The sequence below is a fragment of the Pseudomonas sp. LBUM1664 genome, from assembly GCF_059695895.1.
On record NZ_CP166791.1, the window covers coordinates 169191 to 182145 of the forward strand.

Annotated in this window: 13 protein-coding genes and 1 pseudogene; 7 read left to right on the forward strand and 7 right to left on the reverse strand. The window is 60.2% G+C overall.

Annotation, left to right across the window (positions count from 1 at the left end):
* Positions 1-150: 150 nt before the first annotated feature.
* Both rph and ACA047_RS00755 read left to right on the forward strand, forming a co-directional pair.
* Positions 151-873 (forward strand): ribonuclease PH, encoded by a 723-nt coding sequence (rph, locus tag ACA047_RS00750; RefSeq protein ID WP_060740056.1) that lies wholly within the window; start codon positions 151-153, stop codon positions 871-873.
* Between the two features lie 30 nt (positions 874-903).
* Positions 904-1272 (forward strand): DUF4870 domain-containing protein, encoded by a 369-nt coding sequence (locus tag ACA047_RS00755; RefSeq protein WP_013694558.1) that lies wholly within the window; start codon positions 904-906, stop codon positions 1270-1272.
* A 115-nt stretch (positions 1273-1387) separates the two neighbouring features.
* Here ACA047_RS00755 and crc read toward each other — a convergent pair whose 3' ends face one another.
* On the reverse strand, positions 1388-2167 hold the full coding sequence (gene crc / locus ACA047_RS00760) for a catabolite repression control protein Crc (protein ID WP_013694557.1): 780 nt from the start codon (positions 2165-2167) through the stop codon (positions 1388-1390).
* A gap of 82 nt (positions 2168-2249) precedes the next feature.
* Here crc and pyrE point away from each other — a divergent pair, with 82 nt between their 5' ends.
* Positions 2250-2894, forward strand: a complete 645-nt coding sequence (pyrE, locus tag ACA047_RS00765; RefSeq protein WP_497355792.1) for an orotate phosphoribosyltransferase — start codon at positions 2250-2252, stop codon at positions 2892-2894.
* Positions 2895-3007: 113 nt separating this feature from the next.
* On the opposite strand, the gene argB is transcribed toward pyrE, so the two are convergent.
* From argB to coaBC, 4 genes and pseudogenes are all read right to left on the reverse strand, one after another.
* Complete coding sequence (argB, locus tag ACA047_RS00770) at positions 3008-3913, reverse strand: acetylglutamate kinase (RefSeq protein WP_123426174.1); 906 nt, start codon at positions 3911-3913, stop codon at positions 3008-3010.
* Between the two features lie 27 nt (positions 3914-3940).
* A pseudogene (locus ACA047_RS00775) lies at positions 3941-5356 on the reverse strand (phosphomannomutase/phosphoglucomutase); the annotation flags it as partial.
* Between the two features lie 237 nt (positions 5357-5593).
* The gene (gene dut, locus ACA047_RS00780) at positions 5594-6049 is read right to left on the reverse strand and encodes a dUTP diphosphatase (protein WP_497355795.1); all 456 of its coding nucleotides are present in this window, start codon (positions 6047-6049) and stop codon (positions 5594-5596) included.
* 5 nt (positions 6050-6054) lie between these two features.
* Positions 6055-7263, reverse strand: a complete 1209-nt coding sequence (coaBC, locus tag ACA047_RS00785) for a bifunctional phosphopantothenoylcysteine decarboxylase/phosphopantothenate--cysteine ligase CoaBC (protein WP_497355797.1) — start codon at positions 7261-7263, stop codon at positions 6055-6057.
* A 146-nt stretch (positions 7264-7409) separates the two neighbouring features.
* Between coaBC and radC the strand changes: the two genes are divergently transcribed.
* Entirely contained in the window at positions 7410-8084 is a 675-nt protein-coding gene (radC, locus tag ACA047_RS00790) for a RadC family protein (RefSeq protein ID WP_497355799.1), read from the forward strand.
* Between the two features lie 74 nt (positions 8085-8158).
* Here the strand turns inward: radC and ACA047_RS00795 are convergent, their stop codons facing one another.
* Positions 8159-9748 carry an ABC transporter substrate-binding protein gene (locus ACA047_RS00795; RefSeq protein ID WP_497355801.1) on the reverse strand — a complete coding sequence of 530 codons (1590 nt, stop codon included), beginning with the start codon at positions 9746-9748 and terminating at the stop codon, positions 8159-8161.
* Between the two features lie 437 nt (positions 9749-10185).
* On the opposite strand from ACA047_RS00795, the gene rpmB reads away from it, so the two are divergent.
* Both rpmB and rpmG read left to right on the forward strand, forming a co-directional pair.
* On the forward strand, positions 10186-10419 hold the full coding sequence (rpmB, locus tag ACA047_RS00800) for a 50S ribosomal protein L28 (RefSeq protein WP_003177273.1): 234 nt from the start codon (positions 10186-10188) through the stop codon (positions 10417-10419).
* Positions 10420-10430: 11 nt separating this feature from the next.
* Positions 10431-10586, forward strand: a complete 156-nt coding sequence (gene rpmG, locus ACA047_RS00805; protein WP_003177274.1) for a 50S ribosomal protein L33 — start codon at positions 10431-10433, stop codon at positions 10584-10586.
* 106 nt (positions 10587-10692) lie between these two features.
* Here the strand turns inward: rpmG and ACA047_RS00810 are convergent, their stop codons facing one another.
* On the reverse strand, positions 10693-11055 hold the full coding sequence (locus ACA047_RS00810) for a cupin domain-containing protein (protein ID WP_497355803.1): 363 nt from the start codon (positions 11053-11055) through the stop codon (positions 10693-10695).
* Between the two features lie 232 nt (positions 11056-11287).
* Here ACA047_RS00810 and ACA047_RS00815 point away from each other — a divergent pair, with 232 nt between their 5' ends.
* On the forward strand, positions 11288-12781 hold the full coding sequence (locus ACA047_RS00815) for an aldehyde dehydrogenase (RefSeq protein ID WP_497355805.1): 1494 nt from the start codon (positions 11288-11290) through the stop codon (positions 12779-12781).
* Positions 12782-12955: the final 174 nt, after the last annotated feature.

Consider the following 12955-nt stretch of genomic DNA (forward strand, 5'->3'; position numbering starts at 1 on the left):
CCCAAACCGTGCATGTGACAAAGCGCTGCAGCCCGTCGGCCGGGCCCTTGAGGGGCTTCGCTCGTCGCGTCGGTTTTTTAGAACTGCCTTCTGACGGTCCACGGCTCTATAATGCTCGGCAGTTTTCCGTCCTCAGTACAGGTGTTCCCTATGAAACGTCCAAGTGGTCGCGCTGCCGATCAGCTTCGCTCGATCCGCATTACCCGCAACTACACCAAACACGCCGAGGGATCTGTACTGGTCGAATTCGGTGATACCAAGGTCATCTGCACCGTCAGCGTCGAAAACGGCGTGCCACGGTTCCTCAAAGGCCAGGGCCAGGGTTGGCTGACCGCCGAATACGGCATGCTGCCGCGTGCCACGGGCGAGCGGAACCAGCGCGAGGCCAGCCGAGGCAAGCAGGGCGGTCGTACCCTGGAAATCCAGCGTCTGATTGGCCGTTCGCTGCGCGCCGCGCTGGACATGTCCAAGTTGGGCGACGTCACGCTGTATGTCGATTGCGATGTGATCCAGGCCGACGGCGGCACCCGCACCGCGTCCATCACGGGTGCCATGGTCGCGCTGGTCGATGCCTTGAAAGTGATCAAGAAGCGTGGCGGTCTCAAGGGCGGCGATCCGCTCAAGCAAATGATCGCCGCGGTGTCCGTGGGCATGTACCAGGGCGAGCCGGTGCTGGACCTGGACTACCTGGAAGACTCCGCCGCCGAGACCGACCTGAACGTGGTCATGACCAGCGCCGGCGGCTTCATCGAAGTCCAGGGCACCGCCGAAGGCGCACCGTTCCAGCCTGAAGATTTGAACGCTATGCTGGAACTGGCGAAGAAAGGCATGAACGAGATTTTCGAACTGCAAAAGGCCGCACTGGCTGACTGATTGTTTCGCGCTTCAGGCAAGGAGAACGTCATGAGTGATGAGCAAATCCTACTGCCCCAACCCAGCAAGGAGGCGCGTCAATGGGCGATGTTTTGTCACCTGTCCGCCTTGCTGGGGATCTGGATTCCGTTCGGTACGCTGATCGGGCCGTTGGTGCTCTGGCAGCTCAAGCGCGAATCCGATCCGTTCATCGATGCCCAGGGCAAGGAAGCGCTGAACTTTCAGATCACCGTGGCGATTGCCTCGGCGATCAGCTTGCTGCTGATGGTTGTGGTGATTGGCTTCTTCCTGTTCGGCCTGGTGGCCATCGGCGCGCTGGTGCTGACCATCATCGGTGGGGTGAAGGCCAATGAAGGGCAGCCGTATCGTTATCCGTTTACCTGGCGCTTGGTCAAATAACGATCAATGAGTAACCCCTGTGGGAGCGAGCAAGCTCGCCCCCACAGTTGGTTTTTCCAACGCCCACAAAAAAACCGACATGGCTGTCGGTTTTTTTGTGGCTGCGAAACGACACTCAAATAGTCAGTGTCCAGTCGTAATCCACGATCAGCGGCGCGTGCTGCGAGAACCGTGGCTGGCGTGGCAGGCGTGCGCTGCGTACGAAACGGCGCAGGCCGGGCGTCAGCAGCTGGTAGTCGAAACGCCAGCCCAGGTTGAGCATCTCGGCCTGTTCGTTGTCTGGCCACCAGCTGTACTGGTCGCCTTCACGACTGACTTCGCGCAGGGCGTCGACATAACCCATGTTGCCAATAATCTCGTCCATCCAGGCGCGTTCCGGCGCCAGGAAACCCGGAGATTGTTGGCTGTCGCGCCAGTTCTTGATATCCAGCTTCTGTTGCGCCACGTACAGCGAGCCACAATAGATGTACTCGCGACGTTTTCGTCGCTGTTTATCCAGATAACGGGCGAAGTCGTCCATTAACTTGAATTTCTGATTCAAATCTTCATCGCCGTTCTGCCCCGAAGGGAGCAGTAAGGTCGCGATGCTGACCTTGTCGAAATCGGCTTGCAGGTAGCGCCCGTAGCGGTCCGCCGTCTCGAAACCGAGACCGTTGATGACAGCCTTCGGTTGCAGCCGCGAGTACAAAGCCACGCCACCCTGGGCGGGGACTTCGGCATCGCAGGCATAAAGGAAGTAACCATCCAGTTGGAAGGCTGCATCGTCCAGTTCAAAGGCGGAGGCGCGGGTGTCCTGCAGGCAGATGACGTCGGCATTCTGTGCTTGCAGCCAACTGAGCAAACCACGCTCGACTGCAGCCTGAATACCATTGACGTTCACACTGATGATCCGCATAAATGGCCCCAAAAATCACGTGCGTGTATGATACACGGCGTGTACCTATTTAGCTAAATCCGCGGTATTTGGGGCTTTTTTCATGCAGGCGTATCAGCGCGATTTCATTCGTTTTGCCATCGATCGCGGCGTTTTGCGCTTCGGTGAGTTCACTCTCAAGTCCGGGCGTACCAGTCCGTACTTCTTCAATGCCGGCCTGTTTAACACCGGTACTGCGCTGGCACAGCTGGGCCGTTTCTATGCGGCGGCCATCGTCGAGAGCGGTATCCCGTTCGACGTGCTGTTCGGCCCGGCCTACAAAGGCATTCCGCTGGCCGCCACCACCGCTGTCGCCCTGGCCGAACACCATGGCCGCGACCTGCCCTGGTGTTTCAACCGCAAGGAAGCCAAGGCCCATGGCGAAGGCGGCAGCCTGGTGGGCGCGCCGCTGACCGGTGAAGTGCTGATCATCGACGACGTGATCACCGCTGGCACCGCTATTCGCGAAGTGATGCAGATCATCGGTTCCCAGGAAGGCGCCAAGGCGGCTGGCGTACTGATCGCCCTGAACCGTCAGGAGCGCGGCAACGGCGAGTTGTCGGCGATCCAGGAAGTGGAGCGCGACTTTGGCATTCCGGTGGTCAGCATTGTCTCGCTGACCCAGGTCCTGGAGTTTTTGGCCGACGATCCACAGCTCAAGCAACATTTGCCGGCGGTTGAGGCTTATCGCGCGCAGTTTGGTGTCTGAAAGATTTGCACATTCCCTTGTGGGAGCGAGCCTGCTCGCTCCCACAGGTAATCGGTGCATAAAAAAAGACCCCGCTCAGTCTGGCTGAGCGGGGTCTTTTTTATGGGTATCGCTTAAGGACGCTTGCGATTACTGATCAAGGTACCCACGCCGGTATCGGTGAAGATCTCCAGCAGAATCGCGTTGGGTACCCGGCCGTCGATGATCAGCGAGCTGCCGACGCCGCCCTGTACTGCTTCCAGTGCGCAACGGATCTTGGGCAGCATGCCGCCGTAGATGGTGCCGTCAGCGATCAGCTCATCGACCTGCTGGGTCGACAGTCCGGTCAGAACCTTGCCCGTCTTGTCCATCAGGCCGGCGATGTTGGTCAGCAGCATCAGCTTTTCAGCTTTCAGTGCTTCGGCCACTTTGCCGGCCACGAGGTCGGCGTTGATGTTGTACGACTCACCGTTGGCGCCCACGCCGATTGGCGCGATCACCGGGATGAAGTCGCCCTTGACCAACAGGTTCAGTAAGTCGGTGTTGATGCCGACCACTTCGCCCACCTGACCGATGTCGATGATTTCCGGTTGGGTCATCTCCGGCGTCTGGCGGGTGACGGTGAGTTTTTTTGCCCGGATCAGCTCGGCATCTTTGCCCGTCAGGCCGATGGCGCTGCCGCCATGGCGGTTGATCAGGTTGACGATGTCTTTGTTGACCTGGCCGCCGAGGACCATTTCCACCACATCCATGGTCTGCGCGTCGGTGACGCGCATGCCATCGATAAAGTGGCTTTCAATCGACAGGCGCTTGAGCAGATCACCGATCTGCGGGCCGCCGCCGTGCACCACCACCGGGTTGATGCCCACGGCCTTCATCAGCACGATGTCGCGGGCGAAGCCGGTTTTCAGCTCCTCGCTTTCCATCGCGTTGCCGCCGTATTTGATCACCAGGGTCTTGCCGACGTAGCGTCGGATATAAGGCAACGCTTCGGACAGGACCTTGGCGGTATTGGCGGCGGCTTCGCGTTCGAGGGTCATTCAGGGCTCCGGTGATGCTTCAAAAAATCAAAACGGTAGTTGGAGATCGGGTGCAACACGTTTGAGTTGGGTGTGGAACACATCCTTGATGCGCTGCAGTTCGGCCTCGTTGTCGGCCTCGAAACGCAGTACCAGCACCGGTGTGGTGTTGGACGCGCGAACCAGGCCCCAGCCATGGGGATAGTCGACCCGTACACCGTCGATGGTGGTCAGTTCGGCACCTTCGCCCCATTGAGCGTCGTGCAGTGCATCAATGATGCTGAATTTGCTCTCTTCGGTCACATGGATATTGATTTCTGGCGTAGAAATATCGTTCGGGAAGGTCGCGAACAGCTCTTCGGCCGTGGATTTTTCCTTGCTGAGGATTTCCAGCAGGCGCGCAGCACTGTAAATGCCGTCGTCGAAACCGAACCAGCGCTCCTTGAAGAAGATGTGGCCGCTCATCTCGCCGGCCAGCAGGGCGCCGCTTTGCTTCATTTTCTTCTTGATCAACGAATGACCGGTCTTCCACATCAGGGGGCGACCGCCATATTCCTTGATCAGCGGCACCAGGCGACGGGTGCACTTAACGTCGAAGATGATTTCAGCATCGGGGTTGCGTGCCACCACATCTTTGGCGAACAGCATCAGCAGGCGGTCGGGGAACACGACGCTGCCGGTATTGGTTACCACCCCCACGCGGTCGCCGTCGCCGTCGAAAGCCAGGCCCAGGTCAGCGTTGGTTTCCTTGACCTTGGCGATCAGGTCTTCCAGGTTTTCCAGCTTGCCCGGGTCCGGGTGATGGTTGGGGAAGTTACCGTCCACGTCGCAGAACAACGGAATGACTTCGCAGTTCAGGGCTTCGATCAGTTGCGGGGCGATCACGCCGGCCGCACCGTTGCCGCAATCGACCACCACTTTCAGGCGGCGGGCGAGTTTCACGTCTTTAACGATTTCATCGTTGTAGCGCTCGAGAATAGCCACCTTGGTGACACTGCCCTGGCCGCTGCTCAGGTCGTTGGTCTTGAGGCGGGTGTGCAGGGCCTGGATCTGCTCGTTGGCGAGGGTGTCGCCGGCAATGACGATCTTGAAGCCGTTGTAGTTCGACGGGTTGTGGCTGCCGGTGAGCATCACGCCGGATTTTCCGGCCAGCACGTTGGCGGCGTAATACAGCGCTGGCGTCGGCACCAGGCCCACGTCGCTGACGTGGCAGCCGCTGTCGGCAACGCCTTTGATCAACTGTTCGACCAGTTCGGGGCCCGACAAACGGCCATCGCGGCCGACGGACACGTTCGGTTCGCCCTGGGCCAGACTCTGGGAGCCGATGGCGCGGCCGATCCAGTAGGCGGTTTCGGCGGTGAGGGTTTCCGGTACCACGCCACGGATGTCGTAGGCGCGGAAGATGCTGTCAGGGAAGATCGGGGCGATTGCGGCTGGGGTGTTCATGGGCGGGCGCTCTATCAGGAAGTGATTGGACAGGTCGACGGTTCGTGTCGGCAGGCTCAAGCTGAAGGGTATGACGGCATTTATGACAGAGAGTTCGTGGTGGGAAAATGCCACGAGACAGCGTTACCCCGGCTGTGGCGCCTAATACATTGATTCCGGATGGGAAACTTTGCTGCCAGCCTTCGTGCATTTTTCGTCCTGAAACAGAAGCTTAATATACGGGCCGGGCAGGGTACCCGGCCTGAAATAGCAGGATCAGTGGCTGCCGGAGTGCCCGAAACCGCCGGCGCCGCGCTGGCTTTCGTCGAACTCTTCTACCAGTTCGAAGTGGGCCTGGACCACTGGCACCAGCACCAACTGGGCGATGCGCTCGCCCACGGCGATGTTGAATGCCGTTTGGCCGCGGTTCCAGCACGACACCATCAGTTCGCCCTGGTAATCGGAGTCGATCAGACCCACCAGGTTGCCTAGCACGATGCCGTGTTTATGGCCCAGGCCCGAGCGCGGTAGGATCAGCGCGGCCAGGCCCGGGTCGCCGATGTACACCGACAGGCCGGTAGGGATCAGCAGGGTCTGGCCCGGCTCCAGGACGGTGTCCTGTTTGAGCATCGCCCGCAGGTCGAGGCCGGCGGAGCCCGGTGTGGCGTATTGCGGCAGCGGGAATTCGTTACCGATGCGCGAATCGAGGATCTTGGCTTGTAAGGCGTGCATGGGCATTAAACCTGGTTCAGACGTTCGGCGATAAAAGTGATCAGCTGGCGGGCAATCTTGCCTTTGCTGGTCTGGGCAAAAAGTGTGGCGTGCAACTGGCGGTCGATGACGCTGCAGGCGTTTTCTTCGCTGTTGAAGCCGATGCTCGGGTTGGCAACGTCGTTGGCGACGATCAAGTCCAGATTCTTGTCCTTGAGCTTGCGCGCGGCGTAATCGAGCAGGTGTTCGGTTTCGGCGGCGAAGCCAACACTGAACGGACGGTCGGGACGGGTGGCGATGCTGGCCAGGATGTCTGGGTTGCGCACCATTTGTAGTAGCAGGCCGTCGCCGCTTGTAGGGTCTTTCTTCAATTTTTGCGGGGCGACGACTTCGGGGCGGTAGTCCGCCACCGCCGCCGAGGCGATGAACAGGTCGCATGGGATGGCCGCTTCGCAAGCCGCGAGCATGTCCCGGGCACTGACCACGTCGATGCGGGTCACCCGATCCGGGGTGGGCAAGTGCACGGGGCCGGTGATCAGTGTCACTCGGGCACCGGCTTCCACGGCGGCTTCGGCCAGGGCGAAGCCCATTTTCCCGGAGCTGTGGTTGGTGATGTAGCGCACCGGGTCGATGTTTTCCTGGGTCGGCCCGGCGGTGATCAGCACATGTTTGCCGGTCAAGGCCTGACGCTGGAAGCAGTCGGCGGCGCACTGGGCAAGCTCCGTGGCTTCGAGCATGCGACCCATGCCGACATCGCCGCAGGCCTGGCTGCCGGAGGCCGGACCGAAGACTTTCAGGTCGCGGCTTTCGAGCAGTTGCAGGTTGGCTTGGGTGGCCGGATCGCGCCACATGGCCTGGTTCATGGCCGGTGCGATGGCGACCACGGCGTCGGTGGCGAGTACCAGCGTCGTCAGCAGGTCGTCGGCGATGCCCTGGGCCAAACGGGCGATCAGGTCAGCCGTGGCCGGGGCGATCAGCACCAGGTCGGCCCACTTGGCCAGTTCGATATGCCCCATGGCGGCTTCGGCCGCCGGATCGAGCAAATCCAGGTGAACCGGGTGCCCGGACAGGGCCTGCATGGTCAGCGGGGTGATGAATTCACTGCCGCCACGGGTCATGACGACCCGCACTTCCGCACCCTGGTCGATGAGCCGGCGAACCAGCTCGGCGCTCTTGTAGGCGGCAATGCCGCCGCCGACGCCCAGAACGATGCGTTTCCGATACAGCCGCTGCATAGGCCTGCCTTTCGATTTCAGTGGTCAGTGCAGGGCGAACCCCTTGGCAGCAGCCTGCCAGGGTGCAAATCGCCTGCAAAAAAGATGGGCTACGATATCACAGCGACCGCTACGGAACAGCGGCGCCCAACTCACACGGAGGTGCTATGAGCATTCGCGATTGGCCCGCGGCGGAACGCCCGCGGGAGAAACTGCTGGGCCAGGGCCCGGCGAGCCTGTCAGACGCCGAGTTGCTGGCGATCTTCCTGCGCACCGGCGTGTCCGGCAAGAGCGCGGTGGACCTGGCGCGACACCTGCTGCATCAATTTGGCTGCCTGCGGGTTTTACTGGAGGCCGACCTGTGTACCTTCAGCGCGCAACTAGGCCTGGGGCCGGCGAAGTTTGCGCAGTTGCAGGCGGTGCTGGAAATGAGCCGTCGGCATCTGGCCGAAGACCTGCGACGAGACTCGGTGCTGGAAAGCCCGCTGGCGGTGCGCGATTACCTCAAGGCCATGCTGCGCCACGAACCCCATGAGGTGTTCGGTTGCCTGTTCCTGGATTCCCGGCACCGGGTACTGGCGTATGAGGCGCTGTTTCGCGGCTCAATCGACAGCGCTAGCGTCTATCCCCGTCAGGTGGTCAAGCGCGCCCTGGCCCACAACGCCGCTGCGCTGATCCTGTGCCACAACCACCCCTCGGGCAATACCGAGCCCAGCCAGGCCGATCGGATCCTCACCGACCGGCTCCAGGAGGCGCTGGAGCTGATCGATGTGCGGGTGCTTGATCACTTCATCGTCGGCGATGGGGAGCCGCTGTCCATGGCCGAGTATGGGTGGCTTTGAAGCAGCGGCAAGTTGCAAGCTTCAAGCGGAAAGTCAGAGCCGTGTGCGGTCTGCCCTTGATTTGCGCTTGCAGCTTACGGCTTGAAGCTGACCCTCGAGTAATCCTGGCGCCCAAACGGGCTGACCGAATAACCCTGGATATCCTTGCGGGTCAGGGCGAACGCGGTCGGGTGTGCCAAGGGCAGCCACAAGGCCTGTTGCTGGATCTGTGCCTGGGCCTGTTCGTAGAGTTTGGTGCGCACGCCTTGTTCGCCGGTGGTCTTGCCGGCGCTGATCAGTTTGTCCAGATCCGGGTTGCAGTAGCGGGCGAAGTTGGTGCCGGACTTGACCGCCGCACAGGAAAACTGCGGCGTGAGGAAGTTGTCCGGGTCGCCGTTGTCGCCGGCCCAGCCCATGAACAGCAGGTCATGCTCGCCGGCCTTGGCGCGGCGGATCAGTTCACCCCATTCAATCACCCGGATCTCGGCTTGAATGCCGATTTCGGCCAGGTCGGCCTGCAGTAGTTGCGCGCCAAGACTGGGATTGGGGTTCAGCAGGCTGCCGGAAGGGCGGGTCCAGAGGGTGGTTTGAAAGCCTTCCTTCAAGCCGGCCTTGGCCAGCAGGTCGCGGGCCTTGGCGGGGTCATGGGCATAGCCGGGCAAACTTTTGGCGTAGCTCCAGGTGTTCGGTGGGTAAGGGCCGTTGGCCGCTTGGGCGGTGCCTTCGAAGACGCTCTTGAGGTAGGTGGCCTTGTCGAAGGCAAGGTTGATGGCCTGTCGTACCTCAGGCTTGTCCAATGGCGGATGCTGGCTGTTGATCGCCACGAATGCAGTCATGAAGGCGTCGGTCTGGACCACATTCAACGTAGGCTCTTGCTTGGCGGCCTGTACGTCCAACGGCTTGGGCGACAGGGCGATCTGGCATTCGTTGCGGCGCAATTTCTGCAGGCGCACATTGGCGTCCGGCGTGATGGCGAAGATCAACGGGTCCACTTGGGGCTTGCCGCCGAAATAATCGTCGTTGGCCTTGTAGCGAATCGAGACGTCTTTCTGGAACCGGCTGAAAATGAACGGGCCGGTGCCGATGGGTAGGTTATTGAGTTTTTCTGGTGTGCCGGCCTTCATCAACTGCTCGGCGTATTCGGCCGAATAGATGGACGCAAAACCCATGCTCAAGGTTGCCAGGAAGGTCGAGTCCGCGTGATCGAGGGTGAAGCGCACGGTCAGCGGGTCCAGTGCGTCGATTTTCTTGATCAGCGCCGGTAGCTGCATGGACTGGGCGTGGGGGAAGCCACTCTGCGCGACCTTGTGCCAGGGATTCGCCGGATCGAGCATGCGCTCAAAGCTGAATTTCACGTCCTCGGCGGTCAGGTCGCGACGCGGCGTGAAGTATTCGGTGCGGTGGAACTTCACCTGTGGCCGCAGCTTGAACGTGTAGCTCAGGCCGTCGGGTGAGACTTCCCAATGATTGGCCAGGCTGGGGACTACTTTGCCGCTGGCGCTGTCGAAATCCACCAGGCGGTTCATCAGCACGTCAGCGGAGGCGTTGGTGGTTGTCAGCGAATTGTATTGAACGACATCGAACCCTTCCGGGCTGGCCTCGGTACAAACGCTCAGGGCGCCAGCCTGGGCCAGCGGGCTGATCAGCAGAGGGGCGAGCAACAGCGGTAGGGCAACGAGGCGCATAATCGGGTTTCCTGTGCAGGTCGAAGGCCCATCTGCGAGTGCAGTCTGGAAAAGGTCTACCCTAGTGGGCTCGCTGGTAAATGACTATCCCCTTTTTGCATTTTCCGGCACTCTGCGGCGGCGCGTTAACGACCCAAACTTGCTGCCGGTTAAAAAAACCTGCATGCAGCGACGAGCGGTCACCGACGGCGTCAGCCTTTGCCCCAGCCGTCCGGGGCGGTTGAGCGAGGGTTTCCAATGAAGACAAATCACATCGGCTGTTGTTGCGCTGTGGTCTTTCTGGTATAAAGCAGCGCTCTTTTCTAGGGGCCCGGTTCCTTCACTGTAGGTGTAGCCGGTAAGACCCTTAAAGAAACGCGGCGCCTGGCGCCAAATGACTGAGAGATTAAGCGGCCAACCCATGCCGGGTTGGGCATGTGGTTTTAGAGGGCTGAGGCATGTCGAGAGTCTGTCAAGTTACCGGTAAGGGTCCGGTGACTGGGAATAACATTTCCCACGCAAACAACAAAACCCGTCGTCGTTTCCTGCCGAACCTGCAGCATCACCGCTTCTGGGTTGAAGAAGAGAAACGTTTTGTGCGTCTGCGCGTATCTGCCAAAGGCATGCGTATCATCGACAAGCGTGGCATCAGTGTCGTGCTGGCCGAACTTCGTCGCGATGGCAAGGTTTAAGGGAGCTAATCATGCGTGAATTGATTCGTTTGATCTCGAGCGCCGGTACTGGTCACTTCTACACTACCGACAAGAACAAGCGTACTACCCCGGACAAAATCGAGATCAAGAAATATGATCCGGTTGTTCGCAAGCACGTGATCTACAAAGAAGGCAAAATCAAGTAATTGATTTTTCCCTCTTACAAAAAAGGCCCGTATCGCGAGATACGGGCCTTTTTTGTTGCCTGTGTTTGCCTCTTCGCGAGCAGGCCAGGCTAGCCAACACAAATCCTCAAGCCTTCTGTTCAAACACCACATAGATCTTGCGGCACGCCTCCAGCACTTCCCAGGTGCCCTTGAACCCCGCTGGAATCACGAAACGGTCGCCAGCCCGCAGCGTCTTGGCCTTGCCCTCGCTGTCGCGCAGCACGGAAACGCCCTGGACGATTTCGCAATATTCATGCTCGGTGTAGTTGACCATCCACTGGCCAATGTCGCCTTCCCACACGCCAGCATTCATTTGCCCGCAAGGGCTGTTGTAATGGTTGAACACCACTTGCTCGGGATCGCCTTTGAGCACCTTGGTCGGGTCCGGGCGATAGCGTTCGGCGGTGGTATTGGCCTGGCTGAAATCGACGATGTCCTGAATGCTCATGCGGTAATCCCCCGGTAATGACGGCGCGAATGGCTGGAAGAGCCAAAGTCTATGTTTATTAAAACGAACATCGCAAGGCCGTTTACCGGCGTTGTGTCAAATATATTGAAACATGACCTGCCGCTGGTTTAGGGTGGCAGATGCCTTGCGCCGAAAACAGGCTGGCCGGGCAGAATTCTTTGAGCGCTGCGCATTGCGCGGCGTTCGTACTCAATAAGAGGAGGACACCCGCATGACCACCCTGACTCGTGCCGATTGGGAGCAACGCGCCCGCGACCTGAATATCGAAGGCCGCGCCTTCATCAATGGCGAATACACCGATGCGGTGTCCGGCGAAACCTTTGATTGCCTGAGCCCGGTCGATGGCCGCCGGCTGGGCGCGATCGCCAGCTGCGACGTGGCCGACGCCCAGCGTGCTGTCGAAAACGCTCGCGCCACCTTCAATTCCGGAGTCTGGTCGCGCCTGGCGCCGAGCAAGCGTAAAGCCACCATGATTCGTTTCGCCGGCCTGCTCAAGCAGCACGCCGAAGAGTTGGCCCTGCTCGAAACCCTGGACATGGGCAAGCCGATCAGCGACGCCCTGAACATCGACGTTCCCGGCGCGGCTCAAGCGTTGAGCTGGAGCGGTGAAGCCATCGACAAGATCTACGACGAAGTGGCCGCGACCCCACACGACCAGTTGGGCCTGGTGACTCGCGAACCGGTGGGTGTCGTGGGTGCCATCGTGCCGTGGAACTTCCCGCTGATGATGGCCTGCTGGAAGCTCGGCCCGGCGCTGTCCACCGGTAACTCGGTGGTGCTCAAGCCGTCGGAAAAATCCCCTCTGACTGCCATCCGCATTGCGGCCCTGGCTGTCGAGGCCGGTATTCCCAAAGGCGTGCTGAACGTGCTGCCAGGCTACGGCCATACCGTCGGCAAGGCCCTGGCCCTGCACATGGACGTTGATACGCTGGTGTTCACCGGTTCCACCAAGATCGCCAAGCAACTGATGATTTACTCCGGCGAATCCAACATGAAGCGCGTCTGGCTGGAAGCCGGTGGCAAGAGTCCGAATATCGTGTTCGCCGATGCTCCGGACCTTCAAGCGGCTGCCGAATCTGCCGCCAGCGCCATCGCGTTCAATCAGGGCGAAGTCTGCACCGCTGGCTCGCGGTTGTTGGTGGAGCGTTCCATCAAGGACACTTTCCTGCCGCTGGTGATCGAGGCCCTCAAGGGCTGGAAGCCTGGCAACCCCCTGGACCCGGCCACCAACGTCGGCGCCCTGGTCGATACCCAGCAGATGAACACTGTGCTGTCCTACATTGAGTCTGGTCACAGCGACGGCGCGAAACTGGTGGCCGGTGGCAAGCGGATTCTTGAGGAAACCGGTGGTACCTACGTCGAACCGACGATTTTCGACGGCGTGAGCAACGCCATGAAAATTGCCCAGGAAGAGATTTTCGGCCCGGTGCTGTCGGTCATTGCCTTCGATACCGCCGAGGAGGCCATCCAGATCGCCAACGACACGCCGTACGGCCTGGCTGCGGCGGTATGGACCAAAGACATCTCCAAGGCTCACCTGACCGCCAAGGCCCTGCGTGCCGGCAGCGTTTGGGTCAACCAGTACGATGGCGGCGACATGACCGCACCATTCGGTGGCTTCAAGCAGTCGGGCAACGGCCGCGACAAGTCGTTGCATGCGTTCGACAAATACACCGAACTGAAGGCGACCTGGATCAAGCTCTGACGATGATGGCCCCGGATCCTTTGCGGGGCTTCATGCAGCACAGATCTCTGTGGGAGCGGGCTTGCTCGCGAAGGCGGTTTAACATTCAACGGCTAAGTTGACTGACACTGCGCCTTCGCGAGCAAGCCCGCTCCCACATTTGTTTTATGTAATGCCTGAACCAATAACCATCCA

Excerpts from the sequence above, each read along its gene's own strand:
- rph (WP_060740056.1), top strand. The coding sequence starts at position 151 with ATGAAACGTCCAAGTGGTCGCGCTGCCGATCAGCTTCGCTCGATCCGC.
- ACA047_RS00755 (WP_013694558.1), top strand. The coding sequence starts at position 904 with ATGAGTGATGAGCAAATCCTACTGCCCCAACCCAGCAAGGAGGCGCGT.
- crc (WP_013694557.1), bottom strand. The coding sequence starts at position 2,167 with ATGCGGATCATCAGTGTGAACGTCAATGGTATTCAGGCTGCAGTCGAG.
- pyrE (WP_497355792.1), top strand. The coding sequence starts at position 2,250 with ATGCAGGCGTATCAGCGCGATTTCATTCGTTTTGCCATCGATCGCGGC.
- argB (WP_123426174.1), bottom strand. The coding sequence starts at position 3,913 with ATGACCCTCGAACGCGAAGCCGCCGCCAATACCGCCAAGGTCCTGTCC.
- dut (WP_497355795.1), bottom strand. The coding sequence starts at position 6,049 with ATGCACGCCTTACAAGCCAAGATCCTCGATTCGCGCATCGGTAACGAA.
- coaBC (WP_497355797.1), bottom strand. The coding sequence starts at position 7,263 with ATGCAGCGGCTGTATCGGAAACGCATCGTTCTGGGCGTCGGCGGCGGC.
- radC (WP_497355799.1), top strand. The coding sequence starts at position 7,410 with ATGAGCATTCGCGATTGGCCCGCGGCGGAACGCCCGCGGGAGAAACTG.
- ACA047_RS00795 (WP_497355801.1), bottom strand. The coding sequence starts at position 9,748 with ATGCGCCTCGTTGCCCTACCGCTGTTGCTCGCCCCTCTGCTGATCAGC.
- rpmB (WP_003177273.1), top strand. The coding sequence starts at position 10,186 with ATGTCGAGAGTCTGTCAAGTTACCGGTAAGGGTCCGGTGACTGGGAAT.
- rpmG (WP_003177274.1), top strand. The coding sequence starts at position 10,431 with ATGCGTGAATTGATTCGTTTGATCTCGAGCGCCGGTACTGGTCACTTC.
- ACA047_RS00810 (WP_497355803.1), bottom strand. The coding sequence starts at position 11,055 with ATGAGCATTCAGGACATCGTCGATTTCAGCCAGGCCAATACCACCGCC.
- ACA047_RS00815 (WP_497355805.1), top strand. The coding sequence starts at position 11,288 with ATGACCACCCTGACTCGTGCCGATTGGGAGCAACGCGCCCGCGACCTG.